The sequence below is a fragment of the Bradyrhizobium betae genome (assembly GCF_050632175.1).
GTDB classification, from domain to species: domain Bacteria; phylum Pseudomonadota; class Alphaproteobacteria; order Rhizobiales; family Xanthobacteraceae; genus Bradyrhizobium; species Bradyrhizobium betae_B.
The window spans coordinates 6,705,386-6,719,888 of record NZ_CP192576.1 but is presented as its reverse complement, the minus strand read 5'-3'; the positions used below and the strand labels follow the sequence as shown (position 1 = coordinate 6,719,888).

The 14,503-nt window shown below is 63.1% G+C and carries 10 protein-coding genes and 2 pseudogenes; 6 read left to right on the top strand and 6 right to left on the bottom strand.

The annotated features are described in order from the left end of the window. The first annotated feature begins 70 nt into the window (after positions 1–70). Both ACQ86E_RS32335 and ACQ86E_RS32330 read left to right on the top strand, forming a co-directional pair. A complete protein-coding gene (locus tag ACQ86E_RS32335; RefSeq protein ID WP_431203396.1) occupies positions 71–292 on the top strand; it encodes a DUF433 domain-containing protein in 222 nt (73 codons plus the stop codon). Between the two features lie 2 nt (positions 293–294). After that, complete coding sequence (locus ACQ86E_RS32330) at positions 295–645, top strand: DUF5615 family PIN-like protein (RefSeq protein ID WP_431203395.1); 351 nt, start codon at positions 295–297, stop codon at positions 643–645. A gap of 23 nt (positions 646–668) precedes the next feature. Here ACQ86E_RS32330 and ACQ86E_RS32325 read toward each other — a convergent pair whose 3' ends face one another. From ACQ86E_RS32325 to ACQ86E_RS32305, 5 genes and pseudogenes are all read right to left on the bottom strand, one after another. Then, the gene (locus ACQ86E_RS32325; protein WP_431203394.1) at positions 669–992 is read right to left on the bottom strand and encodes a hypothetical protein; all 324 of its coding nucleotides are present in this window, start codon (positions 990–992) and stop codon (positions 669–671) included. 50 nt (positions 993–1,042) lie between these two features. After that, a pseudogene (uvrA, locus tag ACQ86E_RS32320) lies at positions 1,043–4,023 on the bottom strand (excinuclease ABC subunit UvrA). A 286-nt stretch (positions 4,024–4,309) separates the two neighbouring features. Then, the gene (locus ACQ86E_RS32315; RefSeq protein ID WP_431203393.1) at positions 4,310–5,056 is read right to left on the bottom strand and encodes an outer membrane protein; all 747 of its coding nucleotides are present in this window, start codon (positions 5,054–5,056) and stop codon (positions 4,310–4,312) included. Between the two features lie 246 nt (positions 5,057–5,302). Next, complete coding sequence (locus ACQ86E_RS32310) at positions 5,303–5,992, bottom strand: outer membrane protein (protein ID WP_431203392.1); 690 nt, start codon at positions 5,990–5,992, stop codon at positions 5,303–5,305. Positions 5,993–6,229: 237 nt separating this feature from the next. After that, complete coding sequence (locus tag ACQ86E_RS32305) at positions 6,230–6,979, bottom strand: outer membrane protein (protein ID WP_431203391.1); 750 nt, start codon at positions 6,977–6,979, stop codon at positions 6,230–6,232. A gap of 461 nt (positions 6,980–7,440) precedes the next feature. Here ACQ86E_RS32305 and ACQ86E_RS32300 point away from each other — a divergent pair, with 461 nt between their 5' ends. Both ACQ86E_RS32300 and gyrA read left to right on the top strand, forming a co-directional pair. Further along, a complete protein-coding gene (locus tag ACQ86E_RS32300) occupies positions 7,441–7,938 on the top strand; it encodes a single-stranded DNA-binding protein (protein ID WP_431203390.1) in 498 nt (165 codons plus the stop codon). Positions 7,939–8,292: 354 nt separating this feature from the next. Beyond that, positions 8,293–11,027, top strand: a pseudogene (gene gyrA / locus ACQ86E_RS32295) (DNA gyrase subunit A). A 100-nt stretch (positions 11,028–11,127) separates the two neighbouring features. Here the strand turns inward: gyrA and ACQ86E_RS32290 are convergent. Then, entirely contained in the window at positions 11,128–12,441 is a 1,314-nt protein-coding gene (locus tag ACQ86E_RS32290) for a cation:proton antiporter (RefSeq protein ID WP_431203389.1), read from the bottom strand. Positions 12,442–12,611: 170 nt separating this feature from the next. On the opposite strand from ACQ86E_RS32290, the gene ACQ86E_RS32285 reads away from it, so the two are divergent. After that, entirely contained in the window at positions 12,612–13,019 is a 408-nt protein-coding gene (locus ACQ86E_RS32285) for a BA14K family protein (protein WP_431203388.1), read from the top strand. Between the two features lie 144 nt (positions 13,020–13,163). Beyond that, the gene (locus ACQ86E_RS32280) at positions 13,164–14,492 is read left to right on the top strand and encodes a DUF2254 domain-containing protein (protein WP_431203387.1); all 1,329 of its coding nucleotides are present in this window, start codon (positions 13,164–13,166) and stop codon (positions 14,490–14,492) included. The last annotated feature ends 11 nt before the right edge of the window (positions 14,493–14,503 follow it).

The following is a 14,503-nucleotide window of genomic DNA, read 5'->3' as shown; positions in this document are numbered from 1 at the left end:
CAGGCTGGGTTGAGGCTCGCTGACAAGTTAGAAATCGCGTGCTATCATTGTGCAGAATTCGAGGAAAGCCATGCGGCACGAGCGGATTGAAATCAACCCGGCGATCATGGACGGCAAGCCCGTGATCCGCGGGACGCGCGTACCGGTCGAACTGCTGTTGCGCGAACTAGGCGCGGGTATGACGGCTGAGACCATCCTCGCGGAGCATCCGCGGCTTACAGTGGATGACATTCGAGCGGCCCAGGCCTTCGCTGCCGACTATTTGGCCGACGAAGACATCATTTACCGCTGATCATGCTCTGGCTGGCGGACGAGTGTGTCACAGCCACTCTGGTTCGAGAGCTGCGCGGCGCTGGTCACGATGTGCTTTACATTGCCGAATTCGCGGCCAGTCTGAGCGACGTGGAGGTCATGGCGCTGGCGTTCCGGGAAGGGCGTATACTCCTCACAGCTGACAAGGATTTCGGTGAGCTTGTCTTTCGTCGAGGCCAAGCCGTTCCCGGCTTGGTCTTGCTGCGTATCGATCCAGAGAAAGGTAAGCTGGTGCAGGTGCGGCTGCTCGAAGCCATCGACCGGTTCGGTCAGGGCCTCTTCGGCCGCTACGTCGTGATTGACGAGCTCCGTTTTCGATCCCGCACTTTGTAGCGCAGCCCCAGCCTCGGAGCGAGTTACCGCAACTTGCGGACGTGAACATTGATGTCGAGATCGATCTTCTTGATGCAGGTCTGCGTGGTTCGATGCGAGCCGCCCTCATGCCAGCGGCCATCGCGCGTCCGAACGTTACTGACATTGACTAGCTTCAGGCATCGCCATTGCGGCAGCGATCCGCTGCTCTCGCCGGCGAACTGCCAAGCCAGCACAGCCTCTCCGCCGTTCTTGTCAGTGCCGATGATATGCGGGCAAAGCGCGCGATAGCGCCCCTCATACGTGCAGGTCACTTGCTGTTGGGCAAGAATGGCGTCGCGAAAGAGCGTGTAGGTTCGGCTGGGCATGGAGATCGCTCCACGGTAGCTAAATCCTGGTCACTCAAGCCGATGAGGCCTCACTCCGCTGCCTCGCTCGTCCTCCCGCGCTTCGGCTTCCTTGCCTTCTTCAGCACCGGCGCCAGGAACTTGCCCGTGTAGCTCCGCGGCGCTTTCGCGATGTCTTCCGGCGGGCCCCAGGCCACGATCTCGCCGCCGCCGTCGCCGCCTTCGGGGCCGAGGTCGATGACCCAGTCGGCGGTCTTGATGACTTCGAGATTATGCTCGATGACGACGACCGTGTTGCCCTGCGCGACCAGCTCGTGCAGCACCTCCAGCAGCTTCTTGACGTCGTGGAAGTGCAGGCCGGTGGTCGGCTCGTCCAGGATATAGAGCGTGCGGCCGGTGGCGCGCTTGGACAATTCCTTGGCGAGCTTGACGCGCTGAGCTTCGCCGCCGGAGAGCGTGGTCGCCTGCTGGCCGACATGGATATAGTCGAGGCCGACGCGGTGCAGGGTCTGGAAGGTCTCGCGCACGCGCGGCACCGCCTTGAAGAATTCGGCGGCTTCCTCGACGGTCATGTCGAGCACGTCGGCGATGGACTTGCCCTTGAACAGGACCTCCAGCGTCTCGCGGTTGTAGCGCTTGCCCTTGCAGACGTCGCAGGTGACGTAGACGTCTGGCAGGAAGTGCATCTCGATCTTGATGACGCCGTCGCCCTGGCAGGCCTCACAGCGGCCGCCCTTGACGTTGAAGGAGAACCGGCCGGGCTCGTAGCCGCGCGCCTTAGACTCCGGCAGGCCCGCGAACCATTCGCGGATCGGCGTGAAGGCGCCGGTGTAGGTGGCGGGGTTGGAGCGCGGGGTGCGACCGATCGGCGACTGGTCGATGTCGATGATCTTGTCGATATGCTCGAGGCCCTCGATGCGGTCGTGCGGAGCGGCGCCCTCGCTGGCGTTGTTCAGCTTGCGGGCGATGGCCTTGTAGAGCGTGTCGATCAGCAGCGTCGACTTGCCGCCGCCGGAGACGCCGGTGACGGCCGTGAACAGGCCGAGCGGAATCTCGGCCGTGACGTTCTTGAGGTTATTGCCGCGCGCATTCACCACCTTGATGGTGCGGCGATGGTTCGGCGGCCGCCGCTCGGGCACCTCGACCTCGAGCTCGCCGGTCAGGTACTTGCCGGTCAGCGATTTCGGGTTGCGCATGATCTCGGCCGGCGTGCCCTCGGCGATGATGTTGCCGCCATGCATGCCGGCGCCGGGGCCTATGTCGAGGACGTGGTCGGCGAGCAGGATGGCGTCCTCGTCATGCTCGACGACGATCACGGTGTTGCCGAGGTCGCGCAGCCGCTTCAGGGTGTCGAGCAGGCGCGCGTTGTCGCGCTGGTGCAGGCCGATCGATGGCTCGTCCAGCACGTAGAGCACGCCTGTCAGCCCCGAGCCGATCTGCGAGGCCAGGCGGATACGCTGGCTCTCGCCGCCGGACAGCGTGCCGGAGGAACGGGACAGCGTGAGATAGTTGAGGCCGACGTCGAGCAGGAAGGTGAGGCGCTCGCGAATCTCCTTGAGGATGCGCCCGGCGATCTCGTTCTGCTGCGTGTTCAGCGCCTCCGGCACGGTCTCGAACCAGGCGCCGGCGCCCTTCACGGACAGCTCCGAGATCTCGCCGATATGCTTGCCGCCGATCTTGACGCAGAGCGCCTCCGGCTTGAGCCGGAAGCCGTTGCAGCCGCCGCACGGCACGTCGTGGAAATACTTCGCGAGTTCCTCGCGCGCCCACTCGCTCTCGGTCTCGCGGTAGCGGCGGTTGATGTTGGTGATGACGCCTTCGAACGGCTTCTTGGTGTCGTAGGAGCGCACCCCGTCCTCGTAGGAGAACTTGATCTCGTCCTCGCCGGAGCCATGCAGGATCGCGTCCCTTGTCTTCTTCGGCAGATCCTTCCACTTGGTGGTCAGCGTGAACTTGTAGTGCTTGCCGAGCGCCGTCAGCGTCTGCACGTAATAGGGCGACGACGACTTGGCCCAGGGCGCGATCGCGCCCTTGCCGATGGCGAGCTCCTTGTCGGGGATGACGAGGTCCTCGTCGACATGCTGCTCGACGCCGAGGCCGCCGCAGGCCGGACAGGCGCCATAGGGGTTGTTGAACGAGAACAGGCGCGGCTCGATTTCGGGGATGGTGAAGCCGGAGACCGGGCAGGCGAATTTTTCCGAGAACAGGATACGCTCGGGCCCGCTCTTGTCGTGGATTTTTGCGGTCTTCTTGTCGGATTTCTTCTCCTCGCCCGCTGACGCCGGTGCGTCGGCATATTCGATCACGGCGAGGCCCTCGGCGAGCTTCAGCGCGGTCTCGAAACTTTCGGCGAGGCGCTGGCCGATGTCGGCACGCACCACGATGCGGTCGACCACGACGTCGATGTCATGCGGGAATTTCTTGTCCAGCGTCGGCGCTTCCGCCAGCTCGTAGAAGGTGCCGTCGATCTTGACGCGCTGAAAGCCCTTCTTGAGCCATTCGGCGAGCTCTTTCCGGTACTCGCCCTTGCGGCCGCGCACGACGGGGCGAGCAGATAGAGGCGGGTGCCCTCGGGTAGCGCCAGCACGCGGTCGACCATCTGCGAGACGGTCTGGCTCTCGATGGGAAGGCCGGTGGCGGGCGAGTAGGGCACGCCGACGCGCGCCCAGAGCAGGCGCATGTAGTCGTAGATCTCGGTGACGGTGCCGACAGTGGAGCGCGGATTCTTCGAGGTCGTCTTCTGCTCGATGGAGATTGCCGGGGAGAGGCCGTCGATCTGGTCGACGTCGGGCTTCTGCATCATCTCCAGGAACTGGCGGGCATAGGCCGACAGCGACTCGACGTAGCGGCGCTGGCCCTCGGCATAGATGGTGTCGAAGGCGAGCGAGGATTTGCCTGAGCCTGAAAGGCCGGTGAACACCACGAGCTTGTCGCGGGGAATCTCGACGTCGATGTTCTTGAGGTTGTGCTCGCGCGCGCCGCGAATCGTAATGGCGTGCCGGCTGGAGCCCGCGTTCTGCTGTTGGCGCTTCGCCTTGATCACTTCATCCATCCGGGTTGCCCTCAAGGAATCCCATGGCTGCGCGACCGCGCCAACGAAAAGGCGCGCTTCGCCCGGAACCGGGATCGGCGCCGATGGGGTTGTCAGCGAACGTAGGAAGAACGAGGACGGATTTCCAGTGGACTTTGCGGATCGTCAACGGATTGTTGGCGTGCTGGCGGCATCTGGCAGGAGGAACCGGCGCGACCGGGCTAAAACGTGCCGCGAAAACAAAAGACCGGCGCAAGGCCGGCCTTTCGTTACGCGAGGGCGTCGGAGGCGAAGCTCAGTGCTCCGCTCAATACCTGGCAACCACCGGGCCGCCAAAAGTGTAGTTGAGGCGGACGGTGCCCATGTCGACGTCCTGCGTGATATTGTCGATGCGGTCGTTGAGACCGAGAACCGTGAACGAGTTGTTGCGCTTGCCCATGAACAGATGGTCGTATTCGATCGCAACGGACCAGTTCGGCGCGAAGCCGAATTCGAGGCCGGTGCCGACCGCGCCGCCCCAGCGCGTCTCGCTTGCGCTGTCGATGACCACGCCGAGCACACTGCCGTTGTACTTGGCGTGCGTGACGGCGGCGCCGCCCTTCACGTACCAGAGCACGTTGTTCCAGGCATAGCCGACCTGGCCGGTGAACAGGCCGATCGCGTCGATCTTGGTCTCGTTGACCAGCGGCGCAAGCACCAGGCTGGTATTCGAGCCCTTCAGGTTGGCCCAGTCGCCCTGAGCTTCGAGACCGAATACCCAGTTGGCCGACTGCCAGCGATAACCGACCTGGCCACCGACGACGCCGCCGGTTGCATTGTGACAGCCCTCGGCCGTGTCCGGACCCGGAATGCCGAGGATATTGTTGACGTCCCAGCAGTTGCGGCTCGAGGCGCCGCCGCCGTTGATGCCGATATAGAAGCCGGACCAGTTGTAGATCGAGGCCACCGCGATCGGCGCCTTGGTGTAGGGGCGGGCCGCAAGATCGGCCGCCGAGGCGGGAGCCAACGCGCTGAGTGCGAACAGGCTGGCCGAAGCCAACAAAATCTTCTTCATAGCGATTCCCCAGTTCCGTTTCTCTTTGCCACCTTCCGCCCGGCGGAGGAGCAGCGACCCAATGACCCAACTGATGTCACTCTCTTACACCATTGAAGCCGAAGGTTGTGTTACCTAGTCGCCACATCTCGCCGAAAACGTGCGGGAGCGGCCGGCCCATGCTGGTAGGCGTGGACAACAAAAAGGCCGGCGCGAGGCCGGCCATTCGTAACGCGATGGCGTTGGAGGCGAAGCTCAGGACTTCGCTCAGTACTTGGCGACCACCGGGCCCCCGAAGTGATAGTTCACGCCGACCTGCACGGTGTGGAAGTTGAGCGTGCCGGTGGGCAGGGCGCCCGAGAAGTAGGTCTCGCCGCCGAGGCTGCGATAGAGGTATTCGCCCTTGACCGACCACTGCGGCGCGAAGAACGCTTCGACGCCGGCGCCGACGGTCCAGCCGGAGTGCCACTTGCTGTCGGAGATGGTCACGCCGAGCGCGGAGACGCTGAGCTTGTTGTCGATCCAGGCGTAACCACCGGTACCGTAGAACAGGACCTGGTTGACGGCGTAGCCGATGCGACCGCGCACGGTGCCCATCGCGTCGGTCTTCGAGCTCAGCGTGGTGCTGACAACGCCGAAGCCGGGGACAGCGACGGGGCCGGTCGCCGAAGCGCTGACATCAGCCCAGGCGCCATCAGCTTCAACGCCGAACACGACGTTGCCGGTCTGCCAGTTGTAGCCGGCGGTGCCGCCGACGAAGCCACCCTTCATCTTCGGATCGCCAGAGCCGTTCTCCCAAGCGCCGCCACCGACGATGCCGAGATAGAAGCCGGTCCAGTTGTAGACCGAGGCCATGGCCACCGGTGCCTTGGTGTAGGGGCGCGCCGCGAGATCAGCGGCCGAAGCCGGAGCGGCGAGAGCGAACAAACAGGCCGAAGCCAACAAAACCTTCTTCATAATCAATCTAATCCCAGTCCCGGTTTCTGTTTCTGCCTTCCGTGCGTTCGGAAGGACATCGGACGCGTTGGTCCAACTGACGTCGGCTTACACCATTGAAGCTGCAAGTTGTGTCTCTCAAAAGCCACAGCGGTTGCAGAATGTAATGGTTACTGACGCACTAATCCGGCGGCTTGCGCGCAGCAAAAAGGCCGGCGCGAGGCCGGCCTTTGATGTCCAAGTGATATCAGAAGGATATCAATATCGCGCGGCGACCGGGCCACCCCAGTTGAAGTGATAGTTCACGCCTGCCTTGATGGTGTGGACGGTATCTTTCCACTCCGAACGATCCGTGGGGATGCCACTGTACTGGATCGAGCTCTTGCCGAAGTCGATGTAGTTGTATTCGACCTTGGCCGACCAGTTCGGCGCGAACATGTATTCCGCGCCGGCACCCACCGTCCAACCCCAACGCCAGTCGTTCTGGACGAAGACGTTTCCTGGAACGCCATCATAGCGGTGCTGGATGTCACCGACCGCGGCACCGCCGCTGACGAACCAGAGGGCGGGACCGGTCGAATAGCCGAGACGGCCCTTGATGTCGCCGAAGCCGCGAATCTTCGTGAAGTAGGTGTCGCCGACGCCGGCATTGATCTCGGCCGAACGGCCGCTGATGTCAGCCCAGTGATAATCGCCCTCGATGCCGAAGACGGCCGGGCCCTGCTGCCAATTGTAGCCGAACACGCCGCCGACGAAGCCGCCGCTGGTGTCATACCTCTGAGTGCCAGCGAAAATCGGTGTGTTCACAGCGTCGAAGAAGGTCTCGTCGCTACGGCCCCAGCCGCCGCCGCCCTGAACACCAGCGTAGAAGCCGGTCCAGTTGTAGATGGGGGCCGGAGCCACCATCGGCGCCTTGGTGTAGGGACGCGCGGCCATATCAGCCGCATTCGCAGGAGCGGCCAGGCCCAACGCAGCGGCACCAAATGCAACCAGCAAAGTTTTGTTCATTACGGTCTCTCCCATGTTTGTCCGCTTCACAAATTCCCCAAAGCGGACCATCAGGCGCGATGCCCATACGATCTAATTCCGAGGCAAAGCTAGCCCGATTTGGCGCCAGAGTCCGTCTCCGAAATACCACAGTCGCGAACCAACGAAATGGAACTAAGTAAATGAATGTTAAGTGATTTTTCGATTTTAAGGGAACCCAAAAAGGTTCCATCGGGTTCCGTCGCACGAGTCCAATTTTGGTTCCGCCCCTGCCGGCTTATTGAGCAGCCACTCGCCCACAAATGGGTGAGAACAAATCTGGAACAAATCCCTCGTCGATGCTATATGTGGGGATAACCTGAGGGGTGACGGGCTGATCCGCCCTCGCGAGCGTATAGGGTTCGCCTCAACAGGGTGGCAGAGGACCGTTTCGCGCGGACCCCGCCTTTGAGATTCAGTGGCATTTCGGAGTGGAGAGCGGCATGGCGGGAAGCGTCAACAAGGTCATTCTGGTTGGAAATCTCGGCAAGGATCCTGAAATTCGCCGCACCCAGGACGGGCGGCCGATCGCGAATTTGAGCATCGCGACCTCCGAGACCTGGCGTGATAAGAACAGCGGCGAGCGCAAGGAAAAGACCGAGTGGCACCGCGTCGTGATCTTCAATGAGGGGCTCTGCAAGGTTGCCGAGCAGTACCTGAAGAAAGGCGCCAAGGTTTACATCGAGGGCGCGCTCCAGACCCGCAAATGGACCGACCAGGCGGGCGTCGAGAAGTACTCCACCGAGGTCGTGCTGCAGGGCTTCAACTCCACGCTGACGATGCTCGACGGCCGCAGCGGCGGCGGAGGCGGAAGCTTCGGCGACGAGTCGGGCGGCGATTTCGGCTCGTCCGGTCCCGTCAGCAGCGCGCCGCGCCGTGCGGTTGCCGCCGGCGGTGGCGGCGGCCGCAACAGCGACATGGACGACGACATCCCGTTCTGAGAACGGCGGTCGCACGACGAGGACGCGCCGGCAGGATCGGCGGCGCTTCCCGTCTCGTATGAGCAAATCTCACTAATCGGCAGGAAGGGCTCGGGATTTCCGGGCCCGCTTCATGTCCAAGGTGAGCTTGGATCGCTGATCGGCAAACGGGCTGACGGGTGGGCTCGCCGCGCGACTTGTCCGGCGGTGCGGGCGGCTCGGGAAAGGCCGATTCCGGGTTCGTCCAGGGCGTTGCTTGTTAGGCCGTAAGTCGTTGGAAAAATAAGCGGAAAAGCGCTTCCCTGACCGCCGCAAGGGTGGTTATCAGGGGGGATGCGCTATATGATTCCCAGATAAAACCTCACCGGATTCCCCTTGGCTGACGACGACGACAAGCCCGGCGACCAGCCGGCGCAACCCTCGGATATTCGACCCGTCTCCATCTTCGAGGAGATGAAGAAGTCGTATCTCGACTACGCCATGAGCGTGATCGTGGCGCGGGCGCTGCCCGATGCACGCGACGGCCTGAAGCCGGTGCACCGGCGCATCCTGTACTCGATGCACGAGCAGGGCCACACGCCCGACAAGAAGTACGTCAAATCCGCCCGCGTGGTCGGTGACGTCATCGGTAAGTATCATCCGCACGGCGACCAGTCGATCTACGACGCCATGGTCCGCATGGCGCAGGACTTCTCGATGCGGGTGCCGCTGATCGACGGTCAGGGCAATTTCGGCTCGGTCGACGGCGATCCTCCGGCTGCCTATCGTTACACCGAGGCGCGCCTGACCAAGTCGGCGCTGGCTCTGCTGGCCGACATCGACAAGGACACCGTCGATTTCCAGCCGAACTACGACAACAACGAGACCGAGCCGTCGGTACTTCCGGCCAAGTTCCCGAACCTCCTGGTCAACGGCGCGGGCGGCATCGCGGTCGGCATGGCCACGAACATTCCGCCGCACAATCTCGGCGAGGTCATCGACGCCTGCGTGGCGCTGATCGACAATCCCGCGCTCACCGTCGACGAACTCATCAACATCGTGCCCGGACCGGATTTTCCGACCGGCGGCGTCATTCTCGGGCGTGCGGGCATCCGCGCCGCCTATCACCTCGGCCGCGGCTCGATCATGATGCGCGGCAAGGTCGCGATCGAGACCATCCGCAAGGAGCGCGAGGCGATCATCATCACCGAGATCCCTACCAGGTGAACAAGGCGACGATGGTCGAGCGCATCGCCGAGCTGGTCAAGGAAAAGAAGATCGAGGGCATCGGCGACCTGCGCGATGAATCCGACCGCGACGGCTACCGCGTCGTCATCGAATTGAAGCGCGACGCCGTGCCGGACGTGGTGCTGAACCAGCTCTATCGATTCACGCCGCTGCAGACGAGCTTTGGCGTCAACATGGTGGCGCTCGATAGCGGCCGTCCGCGGATCATGCATCTGAAGGACCTGCTGGCGATCTTCGTCGATTTCCGCGAACGGGTCGTCACGCGGCGCACCAAGTTCCTGCTCGCCAAGGCGCGTGACCGCGCCCATATCCTGGTGGGTCTCGCCATCGCCGTCGCCAACATCGACGAGATGATCCGCGTCATCCGGACCTCTCCCGACCCGACCACCGCCCGCGACACCCTGATGTCGCGCGACTGGCCGGCCCGTGACGTCGAGGACATGCTGACGCTGATCGACGATCCGCGCCACCGCATCAGCGATGACGGCACGATCCGGCTGTCGATGGAGCAGGCGAGGGCCATCCTCGACCTGCGCCTGCAGCGCCTGACCGCTCTCGGCCGTGAGGAGATCGGCGACGAACTCTCCAAACTTGCCGTCGAGATCGCCGACTATCTCGACATCCTGCGCTCGCGCGAGCGCGTGCTCGGCATCATCAAGACCGAGCTTGCCGAGGTGAAGGCCGAGTTCGCTACCCCGCGCAAGACGTTGATCATCGAGCAGGAAGGCGAGGTCGAGGACGAGGACCTGATCCAGCGCGAGGACATGGTCGTTACCGTCTCCCACGCCGGCTACGTCAAGCGCGTGCCGCTGTCGGCCTATCGCGCCCAGCGCCGCGGCGGCAAGGGCCGCGCGGGCATGCAGACCCGCGACGAGGATTTCGTCAGCCGCCTGTTCGTGGCCTCCACGCACACGCCGGTGTTGTTCTTCTCGTCACGCGGCCAGGTCTACAAGGAAAAGGTCTGGCGGCTGCCGATGGCCGCGCCAAACGCGCGCGGCAAGGCGCTGATCAACATCCTGCCGCTGGAGCAGGGCGAGCGCATCACCACCATCATGCCGCTGCCCGAGGATGAATCCACGTGGGGTAATCTCGACGTGATGTTCGCGACCACCGGCGGCAACGTCCGGCGCAACAAGCTGTCCGACTTCGTCGACGTCCGCCGCTCCGGCATCATCGCCATGAAGCTCGACGAGAGCGAAGCGATCGTGGACGTGCAGATCTGCACCGAGCACGACGACGTGCTGCTCACCGGAGCCGGCGGCCAGTGCATCCGCTTCCCGGTCACCGACGTTCGTGTGTTCACCGGGCGCACCTCCATGGGCGTGCGAGGCATTGCGCTTGCCGAGGGCGACAAGGTGATCTCGCTGGCGATCCTGCGCCACGTCGAGACGTCCTCGGACGAACGCTCGGCCTATCTGAAGATGCGCCGTGCGGTCGCCGGCGAAGCCACGGCAGAGGAGCCGGCAGTGGACGCCGAGGCCGAAGAGACGACCTCCGGCAGCTTCCAGCTTCCGCCGGAGCGCTATGTCGAGATGTCGGCGGCAGAGCAGGTCGTGCTCACCGTCTCCGTCAACGGCTTTGGCAAGCGGACCTCGTCCTACGAGTACCGCACGACGGGCCGCGGCGGCAAAGGCATCGTCGCCATGAGCGTCAACAACCGCAACGGCAACCTGGTCGCGTCTTTCCCCGTGGAGGACGCTGATCAGATCATGCTGGTCACCGACAAGGGCCAGCTGATCCGCTGCCCGGTCGAAGGCATCCGCATCGCCGGCCGCTCGACGCAAGGCGTGATCGTGTTCGACACCGCCGAGGACGAGCACGTGGTGTCGGTCGAGCACATCACGGAAGAGGCCGAGAGCGGGAATGGGGCGAACGGGGAGTAACGGCCCCGGGTCTCATCGGGGGAGGGGCCTCGACGGCGCAGGCTGAATGCGTGTTGACTTGGGGGTGTCGGAATGTTCGTCCGGCACCATCGCGACGTCGTCAGTGTTCGCTTGCCTCCTTCTCGTTGCGATCGACTTCTTGCGCGCTGTGGGGCTCCCCATCGGTGTCTGGTCGGATTGTCCACTTGGCGACGACGCCGAGGGTGGAGCCCTGGACGATGATGCTGAACAGGACCACGGCATAAGTTGCGGCCAGGATCGTCGGTTTGTCCGTGCTGTCCGGCACGGATAGCGCAAGCGCAACGGAGATACCGCCACGCACCCCCGCCCAGGTGAGGAAGGGCACGTTGTGCACCGACATCAGGTTGGCCCGGGCGAACAGGAGGGGCGGTGTGGCGACGGCAAGCAGGCGGGCGCCGAGGGCGATCGGAATAGTCGCGATCGCCACGGCCAATGCCGACGGCTCGAAACGCAGCACCAGCACCTCGAGCCCGATCAGGAGAAACAGGACCGAGTTGAGGATCTCGTCGATCAACGTCCAGAGGGCAAAAACGTAAGTGCGCGTTCGATCGCTCATGGCAAAACGGGAGCCGCGATCGCCTATCAGCAGTCCTGCCGCGACCACTGAAAGTGGACCGCTGACGTGAAGCCGCTGGGCCAAGGCGTAGGTACCCGTGACCAGGGCGAGTGAAATCAAGACTTCGATCGGATAGTCGTCAATGAACCGCATCGCCTGATAGGCGAGATAGCCGGTCATCAGCCCGAGGAGCAAACCGCCGCCCGCCTCGAGCAGCAGCAGCTCGACAATCGCCGATCCACTGGTTTCAGCGCCATCGCCGGCCGCAAATCTCAGCAGGATGACAAACAGAACGATTCCGACGCCGTCGTTGAACAAGGACTCGCCCTGCATTTCAACCTCCAGGCTGGCCGGCACCCTGACGTTTTTTAGTACGCTGAGCACGGCGACGGGGTCGGTCGGGCTGATCAAGGCACCGAACACGAGCGCCCAGGCGAGTGCCATGGGGTGGCCGAGAAATCGGGCTGCGGCCCATATTCCCACCCCTATGGCGGCCGTCGAAATCAGCGTGCCGAAAACGGCGAGGATTGCGACGGGAATCGCCCGGCTGCGCAGCTTGCCGAGGTCGACGTGAAGCGCTCCGGCGAACAACAGAAACCCCAGCATGCTGTTCATGACGACAGAGCTGAAGTCGATCTGCAGCAACACTGCCGTAAGCTGCTCGAAGAGATGCTGCTCGGGGAATGCGAGGTCGATCACCACCATGATGACCGACGTCACGACGCTCATGACGAGCAGTCCGATCGTGTGGGGCAGGGGAACGAATTTGTGGTTGAGCCAGCCGAATGTCGCTGACAGCGTCAGAAGAATCGCTGCGAGTTCAAGCAAAGAAAACAAGGGCAGCTCCTTCGTTAAAACCGCGATGGCCGGTCAGGCCGAGGTTGGGCGAGCGCAAGACGATACATGACGTGTGACCATGTGACGCTATACATTAAACCCCTTCCATGTCCGGGAACGGCGGTTGGGCGGGATCGTTGGCCCTTCATCTATCGGATGAGGAGTTATTCATGAGACGGTTTACAACGATCATCGCGGCGGCATTGTTTGGTTCGGCCCCTCTGTTCGCGGTTCAGTCGGCATCGGCTGCACCGCTGATGCTGGATCATGCGCCGGGGCAAATGCAGCGCGGATCGAACGTCGAGACGGTTCAATATCGCCATCATGGCGGGCGGCACCATGACGGAGGCCGACGATACGGCGGCTATGGCTACGACCGCGGTTACGGTTATCGTCATCACGGCAACGGTGCTGCGGTGCTCGGCGGTTTGGCCGCCGGTGCGATCATCGGAGGCGCAATCGCCAACAGCCAGGCGCGTGCGAACGGTGACGGCTACTGCGCTCAGCGATACAAGTCCTACGATCCCGCTTCGGGGACATATCTCGGCTTTGACGGTCAGCGCCACAGCTGCCCGTGAGGTCGTATAAACGATATGATGGAAGGAGCCGCGAGATGATCGCGGCTCCGCGTTTGTTTGGGTTCAATTTTCTTCGATTGAGTTTGCCGCTTCGACTTGCCTCCTCCAGAGTGTGGCGGTCAACGTGCCCGGGAGATTGCGTCAGTGACCGCTCGCCTCCGCAAGCTGCTGGACGATCTATCCGAGTCGTTCTGGGTGCTGCCTGCCTTGATCGTGCTCGCGGCGGTGCTGACCGCGTTCGCCCTGGTTCGGCTTGACCGCAGCGATCTACTTCCGCGCTGGCTTCTCGAGGGCTGGCTTTACGACGGTGGAGCGACCGGCGCGAGGACGTTGCTCGGGGCCGTCGCGTCTTCGACCATCGGCGTCGCCGGCACGGTGTTTTCAATCACGATTGCGGCGCTCTCGCTGGCCGCCGGTCAGATGGGGCCCCGGCTGCTGCGGAATTTTACCAAGGATCGCGGCAACCAGTTTACGCTTGGCGCTTTTCTCGGAACGTTTTCGTACACACTGATCGTCCTCCGCAGTGTGCGCACGCAGGATGAGGGAGCCTTCATCCCGCATCTCTCGCTCACCGTTGCTATCATTCTGGCCTTCGTTTGCGTCGCCACGCTGGTCTATTTCGTCGGACACATGGCCGGCCGGATCAATGTCGACACTGTCATTGAGCTCGTGAGCGACGAGGTCCAGTCAGCCATTGTGAGGCTGACGACGGAAAAGCCGCAAGCCGACCCACCTCCAAACGATTTCTGGAGCAACGGCGCCGCCGTCGATGATTCCCGGCAGGGCTATTTGCTGCACATCGACGATCAGGGGCTCGCGGACTGGGCGACCGAACACAAGACCTCGATACGGATGCTGGTGAGGCCCGGGCATCATGTCTTTCCAGGCGCGCCGATCGCGGTGATCGTTCCTCCGGTCGAGGGCGCTGCCGCCGCAATCCGAAACGCGACGGCCCTCGGCCAGCAACGCGTGAGTTCGGCCGATCTCGAATTCGCCGTCCGGCAACTGGTCGAAGTGGCGGTCCGCGCCTTGTCGCCGGGGATCAACGATCCTCATACCGCCATGAGCGCGCTTGACCGGCTCGGGGCAGCCTTGTGCCAGATGGTCCCGCTGAAGCTGCCGACCGGGGTTGTGATGCGCGACGGCTGTCCGGCGCTGGTCGTTCCGAGCATTCAGTATGACGGCCTGCTCAACGTCATGTTTCACATGATACGGCAAAACGCATCTGCCAATGCAGTCGTTCTGATTCGCATTCTCGACGTCCTAACGGCGGTCGTCAGCGCAGAGCGCGATCACACCCGTATGATTTCCCTGAAGGTGCATGCCGACCTGGTCGCGGGAGATGCCCGCCGAAATGTTTCGACGCCGGCCGACCTTCACGATATCGAGCGGCGCCATGAAGCCTTTTTGACGACGCTGCGATACGGTCCGCTCGGCGCGTTCCAACCGCTCAACGACTCCCGTACAATTTGAGGCGCCGTGGC